The organism is Paracoccus lutimaris (assembly GCF_003337565.1).
GTDB classification, from domain to species: Bacteria; Pseudomonadota; Alphaproteobacteria; order Rhodobacterales; family Rhodobacteraceae; genus Paracoccus; species Paracoccus lutimaris.
Genome location: NZ_QPJL01000002.1, coordinates 98,936 through 122,384 on the forward strand (window position 1 = coordinate 98,936; position 23,449 = coordinate 122,384).

The 23,449-nt window shown below is 66.6% G+C and carries 25 protein-coding genes; 16 read left to right on the top strand and 9 right to left on the bottom strand.

Going from position 1 to position 23,449, the window contains the following annotated elements; genetic code table 11:
* The first annotated feature begins 84 nt into the window (after positions 1 to 84).
* Positions 85 to 1,404 carry a condensation domain-containing protein gene (locus tag DFP89_RS02990; protein WP_114347906.1) on the top strand — a complete coding sequence of 440 codons (1,320 nt, stop codon included), beginning with the start codon at positions 85 to 87 and terminating at the stop codon, positions 1,402 to 1,404.
* Here DFP89_RS02990 and DFP89_RS02995 read toward each other — a convergent pair.
* Genes DFP89_RS02995 through rpe form a run of 3 tightly spaced genes read right to left on the bottom strand, consistent with a single transcriptional unit; the run spans position 1,401 to position 3,757 of the window.
* On the bottom strand, positions 1,401 to 1,829 hold the full coding sequence (locus DFP89_RS02995; RefSeq protein ID WP_114347907.1) for a DUF1178 family protein: 429 nt from the start codon (positions 1,827 to 1,829) through the stop codon (positions 1,401 to 1,403). The genes DFP89_RS02990 and DFP89_RS02995 overlap by 4 nt on opposite strands.
* A gap of 15 nt (positions 1,830 to 1,844) precedes the next feature.
* Positions 1,845 to 3,068: a 3-deoxy-D-manno-octulosonic acid transferase gene (locus DFP89_RS03000; RefSeq protein ID WP_114347908.1), complete on the bottom strand. Its 1,224-nt coding sequence runs from the start codon at positions 3,066 to 3,068 to the stop codon at positions 1,845 to 1,847.
* A complete protein-coding gene (rpe, locus tag DFP89_RS03005) occupies positions 3,065 to 3,757 on the bottom strand; it encodes a ribulose-phosphate 3-epimerase (RefSeq protein WP_114347909.1) in 693 nt (230 codons plus the stop codon). Before rpe ends, DFP89_RS03000 begins: the two co-directional genes overlap by 4 nt.
* A gap of 273 nt (positions 3,758 to 4,030) precedes the next feature.
* On the opposite strand from rpe, the gene hslO reads away from it, so the two are divergent.
* From hslO to DFP89_RS03035, 6 genes are all read left to right on the top strand, one after another.
* On the top strand, positions 4,031 to 5,068 hold the full coding sequence (gene hslO / locus DFP89_RS03010; protein ID WP_114348078.1) for an Hsp33 family molecular chaperone HslO: 1,038 nt from the start codon (positions 4,031 to 4,033) through the stop codon (positions 5,066 to 5,068).
* Positions 5,065 to 5,652 carry a CoA pyrophosphatase gene (locus DFP89_RS03015; protein WP_114347910.1) on the top strand — a complete coding sequence of 196 codons (588 nt, stop codon included), beginning with the start codon at positions 5,065 to 5,067 and terminating at the stop codon, positions 5,650 to 5,652. Before hslO ends, DFP89_RS03015 begins: the two co-directional genes overlap by 4 nt.
* On the top strand, positions 5,649 to 6,839 hold the full coding sequence (locus DFP89_RS03020) for a CCA tRNA nucleotidyltransferase (RefSeq protein WP_114347911.1): 1,191 nt from the start codon (positions 5,649 to 5,651) through the stop codon (positions 6,837 to 6,839). Before DFP89_RS03015 ends, DFP89_RS03020 begins: the two co-directional genes overlap by 4 nt.
* Positions 6,832 to 8,691 (top strand): ABC transporter ATP-binding protein, encoded by a 1,860-nt coding sequence (locus DFP89_RS03025; protein WP_114347912.1) that lies wholly within the window; start codon positions 6,832 to 6,834, stop codon positions 8,689 to 8,691. Before DFP89_RS03020 ends, DFP89_RS03025 begins: the two co-directional genes overlap by 8 nt.
* Positions 8,688 to 9,908: a class I SAM-dependent RNA methyltransferase gene (locus DFP89_RS03030; protein ID WP_114347913.1), complete on the top strand. Its 1,221-nt coding sequence runs from the start codon at positions 8,688 to 8,690 to the stop codon at positions 9,906 to 9,908. Before DFP89_RS03025 ends, DFP89_RS03030 begins: the two co-directional genes overlap by 4 nt.
* 72 nt (positions 9,909 to 9,980) lie before the next feature.
* Positions 9,981 to 10,502, top strand: a complete 522-nt coding sequence (locus DFP89_RS03035) for a L,D-transpeptidase family protein (RefSeq protein WP_114347914.1) — start codon at positions 9,981 to 9,983, stop codon at positions 10,500 to 10,502.
* A 253-nt stretch (positions 10,503 to 10,755) separates the two neighbouring features.
* Here DFP89_RS03035 and dalA read toward each other — a convergent pair whose 3' ends face one another.
* Positions 10,756 to 11,322: a divisome-associated lipoprotein DalA gene (dalA, locus tag DFP89_RS03040; protein ID WP_114347915.1), complete on the bottom strand. Its 567-nt coding sequence runs from the start codon at positions 11,320 to 11,322 to the stop codon at positions 10,756 to 10,758.
* Between the two features lie 229 nt (positions 11,323 to 11,551).
* On the opposite strand from dalA, the gene DFP89_RS03045 reads away from it, so the two are divergent.
* Positions 11,552 to 12,205: a L,D-transpeptidase gene (locus tag DFP89_RS03045; RefSeq protein ID WP_114347916.1), complete on the top strand. Its 654-nt coding sequence runs from the start codon at positions 11,552 to 11,554 to the stop codon at positions 12,203 to 12,205.
* A 55-nt stretch (positions 12,206 to 12,260) separates the two neighbouring features.
* Here DFP89_RS03045 and DFP89_RS03050 read toward each other — a convergent pair whose 3' ends face one another.
* The 4 genes from DFP89_RS03050 to DFP89_RS03065 form a co-directional block, all read right to left on the bottom strand.
* Positions 12,261 to 13,259: an AraC family transcriptional regulator gene (locus DFP89_RS03050; RefSeq protein WP_220269798.1), complete on the bottom strand. Its 999-nt coding sequence runs from the start codon at positions 13,257 to 13,259 to the stop codon at positions 12,261 to 12,263.
* 19 nt (positions 13,260 to 13,278) lie between these two features.
* The gene (locus DFP89_RS03055) at positions 13,279 to 14,106 is read right to left on the bottom strand and encodes an oxidoreductase (protein WP_114347918.1); all 828 of its coding nucleotides are present in this window, start codon (positions 14,104 to 14,106) and stop codon (positions 13,279 to 13,281) included.
* A gap of 126 nt (positions 14,107 to 14,232) precedes the next feature.
* Positions 14,233 to 15,258: a ferrochelatase gene (gene hemH, locus DFP89_RS03060; RefSeq protein ID WP_114347919.1), complete on the bottom strand. Its 1,026-nt coding sequence runs from the start codon at positions 15,256 to 15,258 to the stop codon at positions 14,233 to 14,235.
* Complete coding sequence (locus DFP89_RS03065) at positions 15,255 to 16,094, bottom strand: methyltransferase domain-containing protein (protein ID WP_114347920.1); 840 nt, start codon at positions 16,092 to 16,094, stop codon at positions 15,255 to 15,257. The genes hemH and DFP89_RS03065 overlap by 4 nt, the downstream gene beginning before the upstream one ends.
* A 31-nt stretch (positions 16,095 to 16,125) precedes the next feature.
* On the opposite strand from DFP89_RS03065, the gene DFP89_RS03070 reads away from it, so the two are divergent.
* Genes DFP89_RS03070 through DFP89_RS03085 form a run of 4 tightly spaced genes read left to right on the top strand, consistent with a single transcriptional unit; the run spans position 16,126 to position 18,559 of the window.
* The gene (locus DFP89_RS03070) at positions 16,126 to 16,863 is read left to right on the top strand and encodes a double zinc ribbon domain-containing protein (RefSeq protein WP_114347921.1); all 738 of its coding nucleotides are present in this window, start codon (positions 16,126 to 16,128) and stop codon (positions 16,861 to 16,863) included.
* A gap of 33 nt (positions 16,864 to 16,896) precedes the next feature.
* Positions 16,897 to 17,160 (top strand): glutaredoxin 3, encoded by a 264-nt coding sequence (gene grxC / locus DFP89_RS03075; RefSeq protein ID WP_114347922.1) that lies wholly within the window; start codon positions 16,897 to 16,899, stop codon positions 17,158 to 17,160.
* A gap of 53 nt (positions 17,161 to 17,213) precedes the next feature.
* Positions 17,214 to 18,053: a carbon-nitrogen hydrolase family protein gene (locus tag DFP89_RS03080; protein ID WP_114348079.1), complete on the top strand. Its 840-nt coding sequence runs from the start codon at positions 17,214 to 17,216 to the stop codon at positions 18,051 to 18,053.
* Positions 18,050 to 18,559 carry a MarR family winged helix-turn-helix transcriptional regulator gene (locus DFP89_RS03085; protein ID WP_114347923.1) on the top strand — a complete coding sequence of 170 codons (510 nt, stop codon included), beginning with the start codon at positions 18,050 to 18,052 and terminating at the stop codon, positions 18,557 to 18,559. The genes DFP89_RS03080 and DFP89_RS03085 overlap by 4 nt, the downstream gene beginning before the upstream one ends.
* 60 nt (positions 18,560 to 18,619) lie before the next feature.
* Here the strand turns inward: DFP89_RS03085 and ubiG are convergent, their stop codons facing one another.
* Positions 18,620 to 19,387 (bottom strand): bifunctional 2-polyprenyl-6-hydroxyphenol methylase/3-demethylubiquinol 3-O-methyltransferase UbiG, encoded by a 768-nt coding sequence (gene ubiG, locus DFP89_RS03090; RefSeq protein ID WP_114348080.1) that lies wholly within the window; start codon positions 19,385 to 19,387, stop codon positions 18,620 to 18,622.
* 108 nt (positions 19,388 to 19,495) lie between these two features.
* On the opposite strand from ubiG, the gene pip reads away from it, so the two are divergent.
* The 4 genes from pip to DFP89_RS03110 all read left to right on the top strand — a co-directional run bounded on the left by pip (position 19,496) and on the right by DFP89_RS03110 (position 23,449).
* Positions 19,496 to 20,422, top strand: a complete 927-nt coding sequence (gene pip / locus DFP89_RS03095; protein ID WP_245948578.1) for a prolyl aminopeptidase — start codon at positions 19,496 to 19,498, stop codon at positions 20,420 to 20,422.
* 168 nt (positions 20,423 to 20,590) lie between these two features.
* A complete protein-coding gene (rimP, locus tag DFP89_RS03100) occupies positions 20,591 to 21,199 on the top strand; it encodes a ribosome maturation factor RimP (RefSeq protein ID WP_114347925.1) in 609 nt (202 codons plus the stop codon).
* A gap of 3 nt (positions 21,200 to 21,202) precedes the next feature.
* Positions 21,203 to 22,816: a transcription termination factor NusA gene (gene nusA / locus DFP89_RS03105; RefSeq protein WP_114347926.1), complete on the top strand. Its 1,614-nt coding sequence runs from the start codon at positions 21,203 to 21,205 to the stop codon at positions 22,814 to 22,816.
* A 15-nt stretch (positions 22,817 to 22,831) separates the two neighbouring features.
* Positions 22,832 to 23,449: an RNA-binding protein gene (locus DFP89_RS03110; protein WP_114347927.1), complete on the top strand. Its 618-nt coding sequence runs from the start codon at positions 22,832 to 22,834 to the stop codon at positions 23,447 to 23,449.

A 23,449-nucleotide genomic window follows, 5' to 3' on the forward strand; every position in this document is an offset into this window, starting at 1 on the left:
TAACATCACCACCCTTAGAATGCTCATCAACCGAACAGGTGAACCATCTGCTTGCCGCCATTCCTGCCACTGAACAGGGCCGCCATGAACACTCGTGCCGATCAGTTCGACCGCTCGACGCCCCTCACCGAAGCACAGGAGGTGTATTGGCGCATGCAGGTCAGGGATCCGGGCAATCCGATCCTGAATACCGGCCTGTATCTTGAGCTGCTGGGCGCGCTGGACAGCCAGGCGATCATGCAGGCCGTCACCCGCACCATCGCCGATATGCCGACGCTGTCGCTGCGCTTTCTTGACCCCGGCGACGGGCCACGGCAGGCGCCCGGACCGCCATTGATGCTGGGATTCGCCGATCTGTCGGCGCAGCCCGACGCCGAGAAGCAGGCTCTTGAACTGATGCAGGCCGACAGCCGGCGCCCGCTGCGGCTGGCCGAAGAGCCCGCGGCGGCGCTGACCTTTTTCGTCATCGATCTGGAACGGCATTTCCTTTACCTGCGCATCCATCATCTGGCCATCGACTGCTATGGCATGGTGCTGGTGGCGAACCGCATCGCCGCCCATTACGCGGCACTGGTCCAGGACGCACCCCTGCCCGAGCCGCCGCATCCGCTGTCTCTGGCCATTGATGAGGATGCCGCCTATCGCAACTCGGCCCGCCGCGTCGAGGACCGGAACTGGTGGCACAGCCAGTTGGCCCACCTGCCCAAGGCCATCGGCCCTGCCGTCAGCGGCCATGATTACCTGCGCGCGCGCCGCGAACTGCCGGCCGGCCTGCTCGAGACGCTGACCGCCTTCGCACAGACGCACCGGCTGATCTGGGCCGATGTCCTGCGGGCGCTCGCGGGCGCCTATCTGGCGCGGCGAACCGGCGGCGAGGCGGTGATCGGTCTGCCCTATCCGGCGCGCTTGGGCCAGCAGATGGCGGCGGTGCCCTGCACCATCGCCAATGTTTTGCCCTATTACCTGCGTCTGGACGAGGATGCGCCCCTGCCCGACTGGCTGGCGCGGCAATCGGCGCGCATGGTGCAGGGCCGCCATCACGGGCGCTATCGCAGCGAGGTCTTGCGCCGCGAACTGGGCCTGACCGGCAGGGCAAGGCTATTCGGACCTGTCGTCAAGGTGCAGCCCTTTGAAAAGCCGCCAGAGTTTCCGGGCCTGAGCTGCCGGCTGCACATTCTGGGCGCGGGTGCGGTCGATGACCTGATCCTGACCTTTCGCGGCGAACCGCCCTCGGGCATGGTCTTCGATCTGGACGGGAATCCGGCGCTTTACTCGATCGAGGAACTGCACGAGCACGGCGACCGCATCGAAGCCTTTCTTGACGCAGCGCTGCATGCCGACCGGCTGGCGCGCATTCCTGCCGATGATGGCAGGGCCGCCACCTCCGCCGAGGCGCGGCGCTAATTCGCCCGCTGCCGCGCGCGGAAGGGCAAGGGGGCAACGGGAATGCCGTCCTCGATCAGCTTGCGGGCATCTTCCAGCCTGGCCTCGCCATGGATGGCGCGCTCGGGAGCCTCGCCCTCATGCATGGCGCGGGCCTCGGCGGCAAAGGACATGCCGACATAATCCGAATTCGCCTCGACATGGCGGCGCAGCTTCTCCAGCGCCGCCTCATGCCCGTCGCGGGGGGTATGCAGATCGGTGGTGCCGGGTTCATCCCCGCCGCCATGGGCGACGCGCGGCGCCATCAGCGCCTTTTCCACCTGGACCGAGCCGCAGATCGCACAGCTGACCTGACCCGCCGCGCGCAGGGTCTCGAACCCGTCCGAGGACCGGAACCAGCCATCGAAATCATGGCCTTGGTCGCAACGCAGGGAATAGCGGATCATGGCGGCTCCTTTCCGCTAAATATCGGCCCCTGCGGGTTTTTGCGCAAGGGCGGGTCGCGCAAGCGTGCGAATCCGCGCGATCAGCGCCGCCGGATCGCCGGCCCGCGCCATCAACAGCTTGCGCGCCGCCAGCCCCATGGCGCGCTGGCGCCCAGCGTCCGCTGCCAGATCGGCCAGCAGGCCGGGCAGGGTTTCAGCCGTCGCGGCCAGCGCTGCGCCCCCGCTGTCCAGATCGGCATAATCCCCGGCATGATTTGCGACATGCGGCCCATGCAGGATGGCACAGCGCCAGGCGGCCGGCTCCCACGGGGTATGGCCGCCATGATCGGCGAATGATCCGCCGGTGACGCAAATCCCCGCCGCCTGATACCACAGCGCCATTTCGCCCAGCGTGTCGGCCAGCAGGACAGGTGCCTCCAGACCGGCGCCCTGACTGCGGCGGGCGGCCTTCAGCCCCCGTGCAGCGATCAGACCCACCACCGCATCACCGCGCTCGGGGTGGCGGGGCGCAAGGATCAGCCGCAGATCGGGCAAGACCGCGCGGGCCGCCAGAAAGGCGTCCAGCATCACGGCATCCTCGCCCTCATGGGTCGAGGCCGCCAGCACCGTCCGCGCCCGGTCCGGCCCGTCAGCGCCCGGCATGACCTGCGCCGGACCCAGCAGCTTCAGGTTCAGCCGCGCGCTCAGCGCCGCCTCGGGCAGACCCAGTGCCAGAAGCCGCGCCTCGCTGCCCTGATCCTGCGCCGACAGCGCGTCGATCCGCGCCAGCATCGGCCCGATCAGCCCCGGCAGCCGTCCCCAGCGCCGGGCCGAGCGTTCCGACATCCGCGCCCCCACCACGACCTGCGCCACGCCCCGCACCTCAGCCATGGCCGAGCGGTTGGGCCACAGCTCGTTCTCGACCGTGACCATCACCGTCGGCTCGACCCGGTCCAGAAACCGCCCCACCGCCTGCGGCACATCCAGGGGCGCAAGGGCGCAAGGCATGCCCAGCCGCCGCGCCAGATCGCGCCCGGTGCGGCTGTTCGTGGTCACCGTCAGGGGAAAGGCGCGCGCCAGTTCCTCGGCCAGCACCCGGACCGAGGTCAGCTCACCGACGCTGGCCGCATGCAGCCAGATGCCGCCGGGCGCGACCTGTGGACCGGTCAGCGCCAAACGCTCGCGCCAGTCCGGCCCGGCCAGCGGCGCGGCCAGACCCAGCGCCGCCCCCGCCAGCGCCGTGGCCCCGCGCCAGATCACCGCAGCGCGGCCTCGGCAGCCTCGCGGATGGCGCGGATGTTCTCGCCATAAGGCGCGCTGTTCGACACCGAGCCGCCCCGGAACACGGCAGAGCCCGCAACCAGCACATCGGCCCCCGCCGCCACCACCAAAGGCGCCGTCACCGGATCGACGCCGCCGTCGATCTCGATATGGATGGGCCGGTCGCCGATCATGGCGCGCAGCTCGCGCACCTTCTCGATCTGGCTCATGATGAATTTCTGCCCGCCGAAACCCGGATTGACCGTCATCACGCAGATCAGATCGATGTCATCCAAAAGCGGCCGCGCCGCCTCGGCCGGCGTACCGGGGTTCAGCGCCAGCCCGGCCTTGGCACCCGCGCCACGAATGGCCTGCAAGGTGCGGTGGATATGGGGCCCGGCCTCGACATGGGCGGTGATGATATCGGCGCCGGCCTCGGCAAAGGCGGCGATATAGGGATCGACCGGCGCGATCATCAGATGCACGTCCATGACGCCCCGGATATGCGGCCGGATCGCCTTGCAGGTGGCGGGACCAAAGGTGATGTTGGGGACGAAATGGCCGTCCATCACATCGACATGGACCCAATCCGCGCCCTGATCCTCGATGGCGCGGCATTCCTGCCCGAAATTGGCGAAATCGGCGGAAAGGATCGAGGGGGCGATCTTGATCTTGCGATCGAATGTCATGGCAGGCTCCTTCAGGGCCGGACCGGCCCGCGCTGGCCACCCGTTACCGCCGATGCCCCGCAGCCGTCAACAAGGACGGCCCGTCCCATTCTTTCATGTAGAAATATCCCGCGGGGCTGTCCATCGAGTCCGCCATCGGTCCGAGGACCGATGGGCAGGGGGGGGCGCGAAGCCCCCGGCTTCCCCCCTTGGGGTTTCGCGCAGCACGCCTATATTGGGTGCCAAGGCGCAAGGCCCTCCGGCCCCGCGCATCCGCATTCCGAAGGATCCATGATGACCAAGACAAAGGACGCTTCCTGGGACGACACCGTCCTGCCCTTTCAGCTTGAGCAATCTGGCACGCGCGGCCGCGTCGGCCGCCTTGGCCACACGCTGGAACATATCCTGTCGCGCCACGACTATCCGGTCGCGGTCAGCGCCATGGTGGCCGAACTGACCACATTGACCGCGCTGATCGGCCAGACCGTCAAGCTGCGCTGGAAGCTTTCGCTGCAAGTTCGCGGCAACGGCGCCATCCGCACCATCGCCGCCGATTACTACGCCCCCGAGACCGAGGGTGCCCCCGCGCGCATGCGCGCCTGGGCCAGCTTCGATGCCGAGCGTCTGCAAGAAGGCATCTCGGGCTTTGACCAGCTGGGTCAGGGCTATTTCGCGGTGCTGATCGACCAGGGCGAGGGCACGACGCCTTATCAGGGCATGACGCCTCTGGCCGGCGGCTCGCTGGCGAGCTGCGCCCAGACCTATTTCGAACAGTCCGAGCAGCTGCCAACCAGGTTCGAGCTGACCGTCGGGCGCGCGCAGCTGCCCGGCCATCAGGACGAGCATTGGCGCGCCGGCGGCATCATGCTGCAAACCCTGCCCGCCGCGGCCCATGTCGCGCCCGAAACCGGGGATGACCCGCTGCAGACCGCCGACATCCTGCAAGGCGCCGAATCCGAGGACTGGACCCGCAGCACCACGCTGATGGCCACGGTCGAGGCGATGGAGCTGGTCGACCCGAACCTGCCGCTGCCGAACCTGGTCTTCCGCCTTTTCCACGAAGAGGAACCGGTCTCGTTCGAACGTCAGGACATCCATTTCGGCTGTTCCTGCAGCCCAGACCGGGTGCGCGGCACGCTTGCGATCTATTCGGCCAAGGACATTGCCCACATGACCACGCCCGAGGGTATCGTCACCGCCGATTGCCAGTTCTGCGGCGCGCATTACGAATTCGACCCGCAAAGCCTCGGCTTTGAGGCGACCGTGGATGCCGAGGGCAATCCCCTGCCCCCGAAACCCGCAAAGGGCGCCGAGAACCGGGCCGCGCTTTGACCCGGCATGCCCGGGAACAACTGATACGGGCCCTGTCGCAAGCGACGGGGCCCTCGTCCGATTTCGACTTTGGCGACAGCCCGCAGGTGCCGGTCACGCCGCGCCCGGCGGGGGTTCTCGCGGCCTTTGACGCGGCTGACGGGCGGCTGATCCTGACCAAGCGCGCCAGTTCCCTGCGCCACCATCCCGGCCAGATCGCACTGCCGGGCGGCAAGGTCGACCCCTCGGACGCAGACGTCACCGCCGCCGCCCTGCGCGAGGCGCGCGAGGAAATCGGCCTTGATCCGGCACAGGTCGAGGTGCTGGGCACCATGCCCGCCCATCACACCGTCACCGGCTTCGACATGACCCCGGTTCTGGCACTGGTTCATGGGCCCTTCACCCCGACCCCCGAGGCCGGAGAGGTCGAGGAGGTCTTTACCGTCCCCTTTTCCCATATCGCCGATCCGGCGAATTTCCGCGTCACCGGCCGGATCTGGCGCGGCAGCCGCCGGAACTATTATATTGCCCCTTACGGCCCCTATTATATCTGGGGCGCCACCGCGCGCGTCCTGCACTCGCTTGCATTAAGGCTTTCCGCATGACCCGGCAGACCGTCGCCCTTCCCGATGACCCGGCCCTGAAACAGGTGCTTTCGGCGCTTTCTGCCGAGGGCGCCCAGGCGCTGGTCGTCGGCGGCGCGGTCAGGAACGCGCTTCTGGGCGAGCCGATCTCGGATATCGACATCGCCACCTCGGCCCGCCCCGACGAGACCATCCGTCTGGCCGAGGCCGCCGGGCTGCGCAGCGTGCCCACCGGCTTTGACCATGGCACCGTCACCGTCATCGCCCATGGCCGCGGCTATGAGGTGACCAGCTTTCGCCGCGACGTTGAAACCGATGGCCGCCACGCCGTCGTCGCCTATTCCGACAGCCTTGAGGACGACGCCCGCCGCCGCGATTTCACCATGAACGCGCTTTACGCCACGGCGGATGGCCGGGTTCTGGACCCGGTCGGCGGGCTTTCGGACCTTGCCGCGCGCAAGCTGCGCTTTGTCGGCGACGCCCGCGCCCGCATCACCGAGGATTACCTGCGCATCCTGCGCTTTTTCCGTTTTCTGGCCTGGTACGGGCGCGAGGCCGACATGCAGGCGCTTGCCGCCTGCCGCGAATTGCGCGCCGGGCTGAACGGCATCTCGAAAGAGCGTATCGGCCACGAAATCCGCAAGCTTCTGACCGCACCCGACCCGACCCAGGCCGTGGCCTTCATGGCCGAGGCAGGCGTACTGCCCATGGTCCTGCCCGGCGCCGACGCGACCGACCTTGCCGAGCTGATCGAATCCGAGCAGGACTTCGGCACCGGCGCCCTGCCCCGCTGGCCGCGCCGCCTTGCGCTGATGGGCGCCGATGACGCCGCCAATGCCCTGCGCCTGACGCGGGACGAGGCGCGGATGCAGGCACAGCTGGCCGAGGCGCAGCGCATGCCCCCGCCCGCCGCCGCCTATCGCTTTGGCCGCGCGGTCGCCGCGCAATCGGTGCTGATCCGCGCCGCCCATGGCAAGGCGCCGCCCTTTGGCTGGTGCCACGGCATTGCCCGCGCCGCCGAGGCAAAGTTCCCGCTTGCTGCCGCCGATCTGGTCGCCGATCTGACCGGTGCCGCCCTTGGGCGGGCGCTGCGCCATGCGGAATCGGCCTGGATCGACAGCGATTTCACCCTGACGCGCACGGAATTGCTGGCGCTGGCCCGCAGGCCCGTCACGGATGACGCCACCGGAAGCCCGGGCGATGCATAGACTGTTTGCGCGCATGATCGACGCCTTCCGGCCGGCGGATGGCCCGCCGCCGCATACGCTGCTGGCCTTTTTCCGCTGGTGCCTGTCGGGCGCCTGGCCGGGACTTGGCTTTGCCGCCTTCACCTCGGCGCTTGGCGGGGTCACGGATGTGGCCTCGGCGGTGCTGCTGGGGGCGGTGGTCGATGCCGTCGTCTCGACGCCCGTGGATCGGATCTGGGCCGATCAGGGCTGGCTGATCCTGGGCTTTACCGCGTTTTTTCTGGTGATCCGTCCGGCCATCGTCGGCCTGTCCACCGCCAGTTCCAGCGTCATCATCAACCCCAATATCCTGCCCTTGGTGCTGTCGCGGCTGCATCGCTGGACCATGGGCCATGCGGTCACCTTTTTCGACAACGATTTCGCCGGCCGCATCGCGCAGAAGCAGATGCAGACCGCGCGGGCGGTGACCGAGGTCGCCTCGGAATTCGTCAATGTGGTGACTTTCGCGCTGGCCTCGGTGATCGGCTCGGCGGCGTTTCTGGTCTCGGTCGATGGCTGGGGGGCGCTGGCGCTGATCCTGTGGCTTGTCGCCTATATCCTGCTGATCCGCTTTTTCATGCCGCGCATCCGCAGCCGCTCGGCCCGGCGTGCCTCGGCGCGGGCGATGATCACCGGGCAGGTCGTCGACACCATCACCAATATCAAGACCGTCAAGCTCTTCGCCCATGCCGAATACGAGGACCGCGTCGCGCTTGGCGCCATGGCCGGCTTTCGCGAACGCGCGCTGGATTTCGGCCGCGTCAGCACATGGTTCCGGCTGTCGCTGATGGTCGTCGCCGGCGCCCTGCCGGTCATTCTGGTCGGCGGCGCGATCCTGTTGTGGCAGCAGGGGCAGGCCAGCGCCGGCGATATCGCCGCCTCGGGCGCCATTGCCATGCGGCTGGCGCAGATGACCGGCTTTGTCAGCATGGCGCTGATGGGGGTCTGGGGCTCGATCGGCGAGGTCGAGGACGGCATGAAGACCCTCGCGCCGCCCCATGCCCTGACCGACGCCCCCGATGCCGAGGTGCTGGGCCGCGTTCAGGGCCGTATCGATTACGACCATGTCGATTTCGCCTATGGCCGCGGCGACGGTCAGGGCGGCATCCACGATCTGGACCTGCATATCGCACCGGGCGAGAAACTGGGCATTGTCGGTGCCTCGGGGGCGGGGAAATCGACCATGGTGTCGCTGCTGTTGCGGCTTTACGACGTCGAGGGCGGCGCGCTCAGCATCGACGGCCACGACCTGCGGCGGGTGACCGAGGAAAGCCTGCGCCGCAATATCGCCATGGTCACGCAGGAAACCGCCATGTTCAACCGCTCGGCGCGCGAGAATATTCTTTACGGCCGGCCCGACGCCACCGAGGACGAGATCATCGCCGCCGCAAAAGCCGCCGAGGCGCATGATTTCATCCTTGGCCTGCGCGATCATGCCGGCCGCGTGGGCTATGACGCGCATCTGGGCGAGCGCGGCGTCAAGCTGTCGGGCGGCCAGCGCCAGCGCATCGCGCTGGCCCGCGCGCTTCTGAAGGACGCGCCGATCCTCGTGCTGGACGAGGCCACAAGCGCGCTGGACAGCGAGGTCGAATCGCAGGTGCAGGAGGCGCTGCGCCGCGCCATGCGCGGCAAGACGGTGCTGGCCATCGCGCATCGCCTCTCGACCATTGCCGAGCTGGACCGCATCGTCGTGCTGGAGGCCGGGCGCATCGTCGAACAGGGCAGCCATGCCGAGTTGCTGGCGCAGGGCGGCACCTATGCGCGCTACTGGAACCGCCAGTCCGGCGGCTTTCTGGGCATCGAGGATGACGATACCTCCGAGGCGGCAGAATGAGCCAGTGGACCATCGAACGGCTGGGCCGCAAGGGCGACGGCGTCGCCATCTCGGACGATCGGCGCGCGCTGGCCGCCCTGACCCTGCCCGGCGAGGTAATCGAGGGCGAGGCCGGGAACGGCCGTATCCCCAACCCCAAGATCCTCACCCCCTCGGACCAGCGGGTGCGGCCGGCTTGTGGGCATTACCGCGCCTGCGGCGGCTGCTCGCTGATGCATGGATCCGAGGATTTCCTGCGCAACTGGAAGGTGGGCGTCGTCAAACAGGCGCTGCGCGCACAGGGGCTGGCAGCGCCGGTTGCGGGGGTGCATGTCTCGCCGCCCCGCTCGCGCAGGCGGGCAGTGCTGTCGGGGCGGCGGCCCAAAAAGGGCGCGCTGGTCGGCTTTCACGCCCGCGCCTCGGATGTGATCGCCGATATCGCCGATTGCCATGTGCTGCGCCCCGCCATTCAGGCGGCGCTGCCCTTGTTGCGGCAGCTGACCGTCACCGGCGCCTCGCGCGCGGGTGAGCTGTCCTTGGCGGTGACCGAAACGCCCGCCGGGCTGGACGTCGCCGTGCGCGGCGGCAAGCCCATGGATGCAGCGCTGTTTCAGGCCCTGGCCGCGCTGGCCGATCAGGGCGATCTGGCGCGGCTCAGCTGGGACGACCAGACCATCATGCGCCGCCCGCCAGCCCTGCCCATGGGCCGTGCGCAGGTGGTGCCGCCGCCCGGCAGCTTTCTGCAGGCCACCGCCGAGGGCGAGGCCGCCCTGGTCGCCGCGATCCGCGACATGACGCGCGGCGCCGGGCGGGTGCTGGACCTGTTCGCGGGCTGCGGCACATTCTCGCTGCCGCTGGCCGAAACCGCCGAAGTTCACGCCGTCGAGGGCCTTGCCGCACCCCTGGCCGCGCTGGACGCAGCCGCCCGCCGCGCCCCCGGTCTGCGCCGAATCACGACCGAGACGCGCGACCTTGCGCGCCGCCCGCTTTTGCCCGAAGAGCTGGCTTATGACGCAATCGTGATCGATCCGCCCCGCGCCGGCGCCGAGGCGCAGGCCCACGAGATTGCCCGCGCTAAGGTCGAGAAACTGGCCTGGGTCAGCTGCGATCCGGTGAGTTTTGCGCGCGATGCGCGGATTCTCGCTGACGGCGGCTATCAGATCGCCCGGCTTTTCGTCGTGGATCAGTTCCGCTGGTCGCCGCATGTCGAAACCGTGGCGGAAATTCGCCGACGCTAGCGAATTCTTAATCTCTGTGGTATTTGATAGCAAAATCAAGGGCGCCTGAGAAACGGCGCACAGAGGGCAGTGATGATTCGGGCAATTCGCGTTCTTATCGCAGGTATTGCGCTTGCCGTGGTGGCAAGCTGCGGTGGCGGCGACAGCAGCAAAAGCAGCAAACTCAAGGCCTATAGCGGCCCGCCCGTGACCCAGGTCGTGGTCAAGAAGGGTGAGCGCAAGATGTATCTGATCAGCGGCAAGACCGCGATCAAAAGCTATGAGATCGACCTTGGCCGCCAGCCGGTCGGTGACAAGAAATACGAAGGCGATGGCAAGACCCCCGAGGGGCTGTATTTCATCGACCGCCTGAATCCCAACAGCCGCTATCACCTGTCGGTCGGGATCTCCTATCCGTCGGTCCAGGACGTGGCCGAGGCGGCGGCGCTGGGGCTGCGCCCGGGCGGCGACATCTTCATCCACGGACTTGGCCCCGAAGGCCGGGCGCTGAACAAGGCCGACTGGACCGCCGGCTGCATCGCCGTAACCGATGAAGAGATCGAAGAGATCTTTGCCATGCTGCGGCCGGGGACGCCGATCTTCATCTATCCCTGAAACCTGTGCCCGGGGGCCGCAACCGGCCTCCCCACCACAGTCCCAGACATGACAAAGCCCCGGATGATCCGGGGCTTTTTCGGTTTCAGGCATCGGGTCTGGCGCGATGCCGAAAGATCACGACTGCGACTTTGCCAATCGGCTCGCAGCGTCATGGACGCATTGCCGAAAACGATGCAAGACTCTGATTCAACGGCAGATCGCGCCACGGATCGCGCCCGGTTCGGGGCGCGACCGCGTTCGGAAGAAAGGATTACAGGCCGGCGCTTGCCACGACCTGACCACCGCCAAAGCCGCCCGGCGCATAGCCGGCGCTGCCGGTGATCAGCACCCACCAGATCTTGCCCGAGGGCTCCTGATACCAACCGATGCCCAGCTCGGTGGCGCGCGGATCCATCATGATGTCGCGGGTGTCGCGGTTCTGCATCCAGGCGTTCAGCGTGGTCAGCTCGTTCTCATAGGTCTCCGAGATGTTCTCGCCGACCAGCTGGCCCGAATAGCCCTGGCGGCGCACACGATCCAGCGGCGACGAGCTGTCCGAGCCGAAATGCCAGGCGCGGTTTTGCGCCGCCATGTCGCGGGCATGGGCCTTGGAGGCCGCGTCCAGCATCGGGTTTTGCACCATCGCCGGCGCACCGATATTGGCGCGCAGCGCGTTGATCTGGCCCAGAACGCGACCGGGGATCTGCGCCTCTTCGCGGCCGGTGATCCGGTAGGCTACGGGCAGCGGCTGGCCGTCGGGGCCAAGCTGCGGGCCGGGTTTCTGGCAGGCCGTCAAGGCCAGCACGGAAACAAGCGCCAAGGTCGAAAATTTCAGCATGATGTCCTGTCCCAGGGAAGATTTTGCGCCAGCCATACAAAAGCTTGGGCCGCCCTTCAAACCCAAGATTGCGTGAGCGCCACAGCCTGTGATTCTAATGCGACAATGACGCTTGTTTGAATTGAAAGCCGCGCGCGCTCAGCATAAATCCGCCACCAGAGACGCAATCTTCGCAAACTCGGGCAGAAAAAACCGCGCCAAGCGGTTCGCCAAGTATCAGGAGCGACATATGATCACGCCGAAAAACCCGGTATCGCGCCGGAATTTCCTGACCGCCACGGCGGCCTTTGGTGCAGCGGGCCTTGCCGCCCCGGCGCTTGCACAATCCTACGACCCCTATACCGGCCAGCCGCTGCAAGGCGCAGCCGGCGGCGCGACGCCCGATGCGGGCATGGTGCAGATCGACCAGACCCAGGATTCGCGCCGCAACATCTCCAGCTTCCGCATGCAGGACTGGCAGCCGTATTTCAGCAACCTCAAGAATGGCGCAATTCTTGTCGACCTGACCTCGCGCGCGCTGCATTACTGGTCCGAGGATCAGTCGGTCTACAAGCTGTTCCCGACCTCGGTCCCGGTCAGCGCCGACCTGACCCGCACCGGTCGCACCGAGATCATCAAGAAGGTCAAGGGCCCGACCTGGGCGCCCACGCCAGAGATGAAAAAGCGCAATCCCGAATGGCCGGATTTCGTGCCCGCCGGGCCCGACAACCCGCTGGGCACCCACGCCCTGTGGCTGAGCTGGCAGTATTACCGCATCCACGGCACGCATGACACGCGCAAGATCGGCCGCAAATCCTCGAACGGCTGCATCGGTCTTTATAACGAGCACATCCAGCAGCTTTACGACCTGACCAATATCGGCACGCAGGTGCTGCTGATCTGACAGGAAAGGCCCCCTCGGGGGCCTTTTTCTTTTGGGGCGCCTGATACCCCGGGGGTCAGCGCAGGCTACGCCATTGGGCCGGCGTCACGCCCTCCCATCCACGAAAGGCGCGGTAGAAGGAACTGGTGTCCTGAAACCCCAGCAGGAAGGCGATCTCGTCGATGCCGTTCTGCCGGTCGGACAGCAGATGCCGGCCCAGTTCCTGCCGTGCCTGATCCAGCAGGCCGCGATAGCTGGTCCCCTGTTCGGTGATCCGGCGTTGCAGGCTGCGCTCGCTCATGCCCAGTTCGCGCGCGATATCGGCAATCTCGGGTTTGCCGCTGGCGATGCGGCGCCTGATCAGGATCCTGACCTGATCCAGCAACGAGGATTGCGCCTCGATCTCGCCAAGGGATGCGGTCAGCGACGGGTCGAGGATGGCCAGCAGGTCGGGATTGTGCCCGGCAAAGGGCAGGTCCAGATCGGCAAGCCGCAGCACCAGCGCATTCCGGGTCGAGCCCGTGCGGATCGGCGCGTCGAAATAGCTGCGATGGGCCTCGGTCACCGGACCGGGCCGGGTCATTTCGACCCGCAGGGGCGTGATATGCTTTCCCGTCCCCCGCCGGCCCAGTTCAAGGATGGCGGCAAAACTCACATCCGCCGCCGCGTCCGGCTCGGGCGCGTCGGTGTAAAGCCAGCGCAGGGCAATGCGGCATTCGCTGCCGCTTTCGGTCAGGGTCAGTTCCTCGGGCGTGCAAAGACGCTTGAACCGGGCCAGCCTGTGCAGCCCGTCGCGATAGTCGCGGGCGAAAAAAGCCGACATGGTGGCCGGCGGATGGACCGAGGTATCGGTCTGGATCGTCATCCTCAGGCCGATGGCCGGGTCCTGTGACAGGCTTTCGACCGCCCGCCAAAGCGCGAAATACTGCGCCGTGGTCAGCCATGCATCCGGCGTGACATGCAGCGCCGCCGAAAGCCGCGCCTGCCGCAGCAGCGCCGGCGCGGGCAAGCCCATGGCCTCAGTTGCCTGCCAGAAGGCCTGGGGCAGCCTGCATCTGTCATTCACCCTGCTCATCGCAGCCTCTCTCATCCCGTCACATCTGGCTTTTGATAAGCCGGTCAAAGACCCGGTCGCCCAGCCATTTGCGCACCCAGATCATCATTTTGGCATATTTCCCGGCCGCATAGCGCGTCTTTGGGCGCGGGGATTTCACCGCATCGCCCACCACCTCGGCGATCACCCTGGGGTCGGTGCCCCGGCGGTGACCATAGCTGCGCTCCATCGAGGCGGCGACGCTTTGCGCCACCTTTGCATAGGGCCCGTCGCCCGAGCGTTCCTGAATACCCTGTGAGGCCGCCGCACCAAAGCCGGTCTCGATCAGCCCCGGCTCGATCACCACGACACGGATGCCAAAGGGCTCAAGTTCCAGCCGCAGGCTGTCCGACCAGCCCTCCAAAGCGTGTTTGGTGGCGTGATACCACGCGCCCAGCACGGTATAGATCTTGCCGCCCATCGAGGTGATGTTGACGATGGTGCCCCGGCCCTTGGCCCGCATCGCGGGAAGCAGCAGTTGCGTCAGGCGGGCAGCGCCGAAGACATTGACCTCGAACTGATAGCGGGCCTCGTCCAGCCCGATCTCCTCGACCGGGCCATAAAGCCCGTAGCCGGCATTGTTCACCAGCACGTCGACGCCGCCCGATCTCTCAGTGATGGCGGCGACCGCCGCGACGATCTCGGCATCCTTCGAGATATCCATCCTCAGCGCCACCGCGCCAAGCTGGACAAGATCCGCCATCTTGTCGGTGCTGCGGGCGGCCACATAGACCAGATAGCCGTCGCTGATAAGACGTCTGGCGATGGCCTTGCCCATGCCGGACGAGGCTCCGGTCACAAGGGCGGTGGGCTGGTTCTGGCTGTTCATGTTGCACCTTTGCTTTTGCATTGAACGCAACTTAGTCAGCAGGTCCCGCCATATCACTTGCACAAGGCGCCATTGATGTGGCGAAAGACGCCAAGGATGCCGAGCGAGAATGGCCGGCGGCCGGGATCAGACCCAGCCAGCCAGATTTTCCCCGATCACCGCGGTCAGCACATCGATATGATCCGGCTCGGCATTCAGGCAGGGGATATAGGTGAATTCCTTGCCCCCGGCATGGACAAAGGCCTCGCGGATCTCGCCCTGAATTTCCTCAAGCGTCTCGATGCAATCGGCCGAAAAGGCGGGCGAGATCACGGCGATCTCGGTGATGCCCTGTTTCGCCAGTTCGGCGACATGCTGGACCGTATAGGGGCGCAGCCATTCCTCGGTCCCGAAGACCGACTGGAAGGTGGTGTCGATCACCCCCTCATCCCAACCCAGCGCGTCGCGCAACAGGCGAGAGGTCTTCTGGCACTGGCAATGATAGGGGTCGCCCTCCAGCAGGTAGCGTTTGGGCATGCCGTGATAGCTGGCGACCAGTTTCCTGGGCTGGCTGTTGCCCAGAGCGCGGCGAACCGATCCGGCCAGCGCGGCGATATAGTCCGGGCGGTCGAAATAGGCCGGCACCGTGCGCGCGGCGGGCTGCCATTTCTGCGTCATCAGCGCGCGGAAGAACTGGTCATTCGCGGTCGCCGTCGTCGCCCCGGCATATTGCGGATAAAGCGGGAAAAACAGGATCTTGTCGCAGCCGGCCTTGACCATGCGATCAACCACGTCCGGGGTCGAGGGATTGCCATAGCGCATGCAGAAATCGACCATGACGCGGTCGCCCCACAGCGCCTGCGCGCGGTCCTGCAGCGCCGCCACCTGTTCCTTGGTGATGGTCATCAGCGGCGATTCATCGGCCTCGTTGTTCCAGATCAGGCGGTAATTCGCGCCCGAGGTGAAAGGCCGCTTGGTCAGGATGATGGTCTGCAGCAGCGGTTGCCATTTCCATGCCGGATAGTCGATCACCCGCTTGTCCGACAGAAACTCGTTCAGATAGCGCCGCATCGACCAGTAATCGGTCGCATCCGGCGTGCCCAGATTGGCGATCAGCACGCCGATGCGACGGGCGGGCAGAGCGGGGTGGCTGGCGGGCACGGCTTGGGTCATTCGGGTTTCCTCGTGCTGGCAAGGGCGTCGGCCAAAGGCATCCGGGCCGAGCCCGGGCGCAGCGGCTTTTGCTGGCTGTCATCCGGCGCCCAGCCGGTCAGAAAGATCAGATCGAAGGTGGCCCGGATGCGCGCCGGGTCCTGCGGATCGGGGTGGTTTTCGGCATAAAGCTGGCCTGCGCGCAACAGGACATCGCGTCGCGTCGGGCGGCGCAGACGGCCCGACAGCGCGTTCCCCTCGCCCATGGCGCGCAGGTCATTGGCCAGATGCGGCAGGCTGCGATAGCTGACATTCTGCGTCATCTGGTCGGCAACCGGCAGCGCAAGTCCGGCGCGCGGCAAAAGCGCGCCCAGATCGCGGATCTCGGCCATGGGCAAAACGCGGGGCGAGAGGCCGCCGGTGACCTCGGCCTCGGCGCGGGTCAGAACGTCGCGCAGCTCATGCAGGCTGCGCCCACCCGGACAGGCGGCGATGAACAGCCCGTCGGGGCGCAAGGCGCGCGCACATTGCACGATCTGGCCCACCGGATCCTCGGCCCAGTGCAGGGCATTGGCGTGGACGACCAGGTCATGCGCGCCGGGTTGCAGATCCAGCTCGGGCGTGTCGGCGACGACTTTCGCGCCGGGCATGGCCTCGCGCCAGTAATCGGGCATGCCGGTCACGACGGCGGGATCGGTAAACCGTCTGTTAACCTCTGCCAGCCTATCCTGAACCTCATCGGCGACGATTCGATGCAGGAAATCGACCGGGCCAAGGCGGGCGGCGCGGTTGCGGTTCCGCGTCAATGCGTTGCGGTCGGTCAGGCTTGGTACGGGGGTGGGACGGTCAGGCATCATGGGGGGTCAACATAGGGGGCTTCGGGCCCTGATGAAAGGCGCATTGCGGCTGGTTTACCCCCCGCAATGCATCTGCTGCGGCGAACCCGTGGCCGAGGAAGGCGGGCTGTGCCCGACCTGCTGGCGGGAGGCCGAGTTCATCCAGCACAGCTGCTGTTCGCGCTGCGGGGTGCCCTTGCCCGGCGACGGGCTGGACGAGGATCAGGACGAAACGTCCGGGCTGATGGTCTGCGACGAATGCCTGCATGTGCAGCGGCCATGGCTGCGCGGGCGGGCGGCGCTGACCTATCGCGGCACCGGACGCAAGCTGGCCCTGATGCTGAAACATGGCGACCGGCTGGACATCGCCCCGGCGCTTGGCGACTGGGTGGCGCGGGCGGCAACGCCGCTGGTCAGGCCCGACATGATCGTGGCCCCGGTTCCCGCCCATCTGCGACGGCGGATGTCGCGCAAGTATAATCAGGCCGAGATTCTGGCGCAGCGCGTCGCCCGCGTTCACGATCTGGTGCATGCGCCGCTGTTGCTGCGCCGGCTGCGGCACACGCCGATGCAGGATCACGGCTCGGTCGAGGATCGCTTTGCCAATCTCGAGGATGCGATCGACGTGCCGCAACGCATGGCATCGCGCGTGCAGGGCAGTGCGGTGCTGCTGGTCGATGACGTGATGGCCTCGGGGGCGACACTGGCGGCGGCGGCGCGGGCCCTGCGGGCGGCGGGCGCGGGGCCAATTTCGGTGGTGGTGCTGGCGCGCGCGGTCAAGGATACCTAAATTGGTACAAACACGCAGTTTCAGGACCGGAAAATGGCCAAAGTCGAGATCTACACCACCCCCACCTGCCCCTATTGCAAGGCCGCCAAATCGCTGCTGACCCGCAAGGGCGTCAGCTATCAGGAAACCGATGTCAGCCGCGATCCGCAGATCCGCGTGGCCATGACCCAGCGCGCGGGCGGGCGGCGGACGGTGCCGCAGATCTTCATCGATGGCCAGCATGTCGGCGGCAGCGACGATCTGCACGCGCTGGAGAATGAGGGCAAGCTGGACGGGCTTCTGGCCCGCACGGCATGACCGGCGACGGGCAGACAGATGCGGCATGGGGCGGCGGCGATCGCCCCGGCCGGATCCGCGCCGGACTGGTGCAGCTGAACGTCTCGGACGATCCGGCGCTGAACCTGCCCGTCACCCGTGACCTGATCCGAAAGGCCGCAGCCGGCGGCGCGGATTGGGTCCTGACACCCGAGGCCACAAACCTGCTGGGCGCCAGCCGCGAGATGCAGGACCGCATCCTGCATGTCGAGGCCGAGGACCCGACCCTTGCCGCGCTGCGGATCGAGGCCCGCGCGCTGGGGATCTGGCTGCTGATCGGCTCGCTGTCACTGAAAACCGGCGAGCCGGGCGAGGATCGCTTTGCCAATCGCAGCTTTCTGATCGGTCCCGATGGCGGCATCCGCGCCCGCTATGACAAGCTGCACATGTTCGACGTCACGGTGTCCGCGCGCGAATCCTATCGCGAATCCGCCGCCTTTCGTCCGGGCAGCCGCGCCGTGCTGGCCCAGGGGCCGATGCCGGTGGGGATGAGCGTCTGTTATGATCTGCGCTTTCCCTATCTTTTCCGGGCCTTGGCGCAGGCCGGGGCCGAGGTTCTGACGGTGCCCGCCGCCTTCAACGACACCACCGGCGCCGCCCATTGGGAGGTTTTGCTGCGCGCCCGCGCCATCGAGACCGGCTGCTATGTGCTGGCCCCGGCGCAATGCGGGCTGCATGCCGCGCATCTTGAGCCGGACCGCCCGCCCCGGCGCAGCCATGGCCATTCGCTGGCCGTCGATCCCTGGGGCCGGGTTCTGGCCGATGGCGGTACGGAACCGGGGGTAACTTTTGTCGAACTTGACCCCGAGGCGGTTGTCGGGGCACGGTCGCGCATTCCTTCGCTCACGCATGACCGGAACTTCGCGGGCCCATGAACGACAAAACTCGCGACAGCCTGCAGGGACATGCCGAGGCCTCGGCCGATGCGCTGGCGGCAAGCCTGTTTTCCGAGGTGTTCATCTCGGACCAGTTGGCGCGCGACTTGATCGGCAAGGCGCTGCCGAAGGGGATGCAGATTTCGCATTTCTCGGTGCTGAACCTGCTGGCGCATCTGAACGTGGAACGCAGCCCGGCTGAGTTGGCCGAGGCATTCCACGTCACCCGCGGTGCCATGACCAACACGCTGTCGCGGCTGGAGTGGTCAGGCTATATCCATATCCGCCCGGACTGGGACGATGCCCGGCGCAAATTCGTCGCGATCAGCCCGGCGGGGCGCGCGGCACGGGATGCGGCGCTGGCGGCCTTCATGCCGCGAATCGCCGACGTGGTGCGCGATATCGGCGCCGAGCGGGTGCGCGCGGCGCTGCCGGTTCTGCGCCTGCTGCGCAAGCAGCTTGAGGAATCGCTGCGTCCGGATGCGGCTGGCTCGGGCGGTAGATAGCATCCGCGCTGCCCGCTTGTGGCGCGGGCAGCATGGATATTTTCATGAAGAAGAAAGGGGCTATGCCGCGCGCAGGGCGGTCAGGGCATAGTTCACCGACAGGTCGCGATGCGAGAGTGACCAGCTCCAGCCGAGCGGGTTGAAGACCATGCCGCAGCGGTCGACGACGGTCAGTCCGCTGGCTTCGGCCATCTGCGTCAGCTCGTCGGGGGTAATGAAGCGCTGCCAGTCATGCGTGCCCTTGGGCAGCCAGCGCATCACCCATTCCGCGCCGATGATGGCGGCGGCAAAGCTTTTCGCGGTGCGGTTCAGGGTCGAGGCGATCAGCATGCCACCCGGCGCCACCAGATCGCGGCAGGTGGTGATGAATTCGGCGGGGTCGGCCACATGCTCGACGATTTCCAGCGCCATGACCACGTCAAAGCGGCGGCCCTCGGCGGCCAGCGCCTCGGCGGTGGTGGCGCGGTAGTCGATGGCGAGCCCCTGCTCGGCGGCATGCAGCGCGGCGATGGCGATATTGCCCGTCGCCGCGTCGGCGCCGGTGACGCTGGCGCCCAGCCGGGCCATGGGCTCTGACATCAGGCCGCCGCCGCAGCCGATATCGAGGATCGACAGCCCCGCGAAGGGTTGCGCCGCCGTCCGGTCGCGGTTGAATTGCGCCGCGATCTGCGACACCACATAGTCCAGCCGCGTCGGGTTCAGCATGTGCAGCGGCTTGAACTTGCCCTGCGGATCCCACCATTCCGCCGCCATGGCCTGAAACTTGGCAACCTCGGCCGGATCGATGCTGTTGGGGGCGGCTTTCTGCCGTTCTGTCGTTTCGGTCATCTGGCCGTCCTTCATGTGGCGGGCGCGCGCGAGGCGTTATATAATGGTCGCATGGACAGATTGGCAGGGCAAATCGGCGGCACGACGTCGCATGGCAGGTTGCATCCGATGGTCGAACCCTTCGACCGGCGGGTGATCGAGGTCGGCGACGGCCACCAGATCCATATCGAGCAAAGCGGCAATCCGGATGGCGTTCCGGTCATCGTGCTGCATGGCGGGCCGGGCGGCGGTTGCAGCCCCTATATGCGGCGCTTCTTTGATCCCGCGCATTACCGCGCCATCCTGTTCGACCAGCGTGGCTGCGGCCGTTCGCGCCCGCATGCCGAGGTGCAGGCCAATACCACGGCGCATCTGATCGCCGATATCGAATTGATTCGGCAGCATTTCGGCATCGGGAGGGCGATCCTGTTCGGCGGCAGCTGGGGGGCGACGCTGGCGCTGGCCTATGCCCAGACCTGTCCCGATGCGGTCGAATCGCTGATTCTGCGCGGCGTGTTCCTGGGCCGGCGATCCGAGCTGGACTGGTTCTATGGCGGCGGCGCGGCGCGGTTCTTTCCCGACCGCTGGGCCGAATTCCTTGCCCCGATCCCCGAGGCCGAGCGCGGCGACATGATCGCCGCCTATCACCGACGGCTGTTCAGCGGCGACGTGGCGCAGGAAACCCGCTTTGCCCTGCCCTGGCTGATGTGGGAAAACGCGCTGGCCGGGCTTGAGACCAGCACCACCGGCCACGCCCCGCCCGATTACGCCCGCACCTTTGCCCGGCTGGAAAACCATTATTTCGCAAATGACTGTTTCCTTGAGGACAATCAGCTTTTGCGCAACCGCCACAGGATCGAGCATATCCCCGCCGTGATCGTGCAGGGCCGCTATGACATGGTCTGCCCGCCCGACGCGGCATGGGATCTGGCACAGGGCTGGGACAAGGCCGAGCTGCGGATGGTCGCCGCCTCGGGCCATGCGCTGAGCGAGCCGCGAATCACCGCCGAACTGGTGCGGGTCATGGACGGGTTGCGCCAGCGGATCCCGGCGTGATGGCCCGGCACCGCGCCCGACCCGCGATTTGCTGGCCAGCTTTTTCTTGCATTCGGGCAAAAGCCCCCCTATATGCCCATCAACAACAGCGGCGCAGGCCTCCACAACCTGCCCACCGGTAATACGCACGGGCCGCGACGGCCCGTTTTTTGCATTTGGGATAGCGATATGACCGACCTCATCGCCAAGACCGCCATTGACCGGCGTCTGGCCGAGATCATCGGACCAGTGATCGAGGATCTGGGCTTTGAACTGGTGCGCATCCGCCTGCAAGGCGGCAAGACCGCGACCCTGCAGATCATGGCCGACCGCCCCGATGGCGGCATCAATGTCGATGACTGCGCCGATATCTCGACCGCGGTCAGCGCGGTTCTGGACGTCGAGGACCCGATCGAGGACAATTACCACCTTGAGGTCTCAAGCCCCGGCATCGACCGGCCGCTGACCCGGATGAAGGACTTCGCGACCTTTGAAGGTTACGAGGTGCGGCTGGAAACCAACCAGCCCATCGACGGCCGCAAGCGCTTCAAGGGCGTGCTGGCCGGGACCGAGGGCGACGAGGTCCTGCTGAACATCGAGGAAGCCGGTGAGACCCACACCATCGGCCTGAATTTTGACTGGCTGTCGGACGCCAAGCTGGTGCTGACCGACGAGCTGATCGCCGAAATGCTGCGGCAAAAGAAGGATGCGGGCGTGCAGATCGACCATCTGGACGAATCCGCCTTTGACGAGATCGAAACAGAATCCGGCGAACCCAACGCCGACGCGAAGGAGTGAGGAATGGCCATTACCTCTGCCAACCAGCTTGAGCTTCTGCAGACCGCCGAGGCGGTCGCGCGCGAGAAGATGATCGACCCCGATCTGGTGATCGAGGCGATGGAGGACAGTCTGGCCCGCGCCGCCAAGTCCCGCTATGGCAGCGAAATGGACATCCGCGTCCGCATCGACCGCAAGACCGGCAACGCGACCTTTACCCGTGTGCGCACCGTGGTCGAGGATGACGCCGTCGAGAATTATCAGGCGCAGCTGACCGTCCAGCAGGCACGCCCCTATCTGGATGCACCGCAGGTCGGCGACGAGATCATCGACGAGGTGCCTCCGGTCGAACTGGGCCGCATCGCCGCGCAATCGGCCAAGCAGGTCATCCTGCAACGCGTCCGCGAAGCCGAGCGTGACCGCCAGTACGAAGAATTCAAGGACCGCGCCGGCACCATCATCAACGGTGTCGTCAAGCGCGAGGAATACGGCAACATCATCGTCGATGTCGGCCGTGGCGAGGCGATCCTGCGCCGCAACGAAAAGATCGGCCGCGAAAGCTATCGCCCGAACGACCGCATCCGCGCCTATGTGAAGGACGTCCGCCGCGAGACCCGCGGCCCGCAGATCTTCCTGTCGCGCACCGACCCGCAGTTCATGGCCGAGCTGTTCAAGATGGAAGTGCCGGAAATCTATGACGGCGTCATCGAAATCAAGGCCGTGGCCCGCGATCCCGGCTCGCGCGCCAAGATCGCCGTAATTTCCTATGACAACTCGATCGACCCGGTTGGTGCCTGCGTCGGTATGCGCGGCAGCCGCGTGCAGGCCGTTGTGGGCGAATTGCAGGGCGAAAAGATCGACATCATTCCGTGGTCCGAGGATCAGGCGACGTTCCTGGTGAACGCCCTGCAACCGGCCGAGGTCGCCAAGGTCGTCTTTGACGAGGACGCGACCCGGATCGAGGTCGTGGTCCCGGATGAACAGCTGTCGCTGGCCATCGGCCGTCGCGGCCAGAACGTGCGTCTGGCCAGCCAGCTGACCGGCCTTGATATCGACATCCTGACCGAGGAAGAAGAATCCAAGCGCCGTCAGGCCGAATTCAACGCCCGCACCCAGCTGTTCATGAACGCGCTGGATCTGGACGAATTCTTCGCCCAGCTGCTGGTCGCCGAAGGCTTTACCAATCTGGAAGAGGTCGCCTATGTCGAGGTGGACGAACTTCTGTCCATCGACGGCGTGGACGAAGGCACCGCCGAGGAACTTCAGACCCGCGCCCGCGAGCATCTCGAGGCCGCCAACAAGGCCGCGCTGGAAAATGCCCGTGCCCTTGGCGCCGAGGACAGCCTGATCGAGTTTGAGGGGATCACGCCGCAGATGGCCGAAGCCCTGGCCAAGGATGACGTCAAGACGCTTGAGGATTTCGCGACGCTGGCCGATTGGGAAATCGCCGGCGGCTGGACCACCGCGAATGGCCAGCGCGTCAAGGATGACGGCATTCTGGAACCCTTCGGCATCTCGCTGGAGGATGCGCAGACCATGGTCATGACCGCCCGCGTGATGCTGGGCTGGGTCGACCCGACCGAGCTGGAAGCGGCCGAAGACGCCGACGAAGCCTCTGACGAGGAGGCCGGGGTGTAACGCCCCGGGAGATCCATGACACGCGGGGGCCGGGAAAAGGACCGCGAGACGCCCGAACGGCGCTGCATCGTGACGGGCGAAACCCAGCCGAAGGCCGGGCTAATCCGCTTTGTCGCGGGCCCCGATGCCGAGGTCGTCCCGGATCTGGCGGAGAAACTGCCCGGCCGCGGCTTCTGGGTCGTGGCCGAGCGGGCGGCACTGGACAAGGCGGCAGCCAAGGGGCTGTTTTCGCGCGGTGCAAAGGCGCAGGTCTCGGCTCCGCCCGAGCTGCTGGCGATGATTGAGACCGGGCTGGCGCGGCGTGTCACTGACACGCTGTCCCTGGCCCGCAAGGCGGGACTGGCGGTGGCTGGTTTCGAAAAGGTCAAGGACTGGCTGGCGGCCGGCAGGGCAAAGGTGCTCTTGCAGGCCAGCGACGGGTCCGACCGCGGCAAAGGCAAGCTCTGGACCCCGCCCGGCGGGCGCTGGTTCGGTTGCCTGACCGCATCAGAATTGGGTTTGTCCTTTGGGCGCGATCATGTCATACACAGCGCGCTTGCGCCGGGGGGCCTGACCGACAAATTGATCAGGGACGCGAGCAGACTGACGGGTCTGCGCGGGCATGACGGCGGTGTATCCGCCGGGAAGGAATGA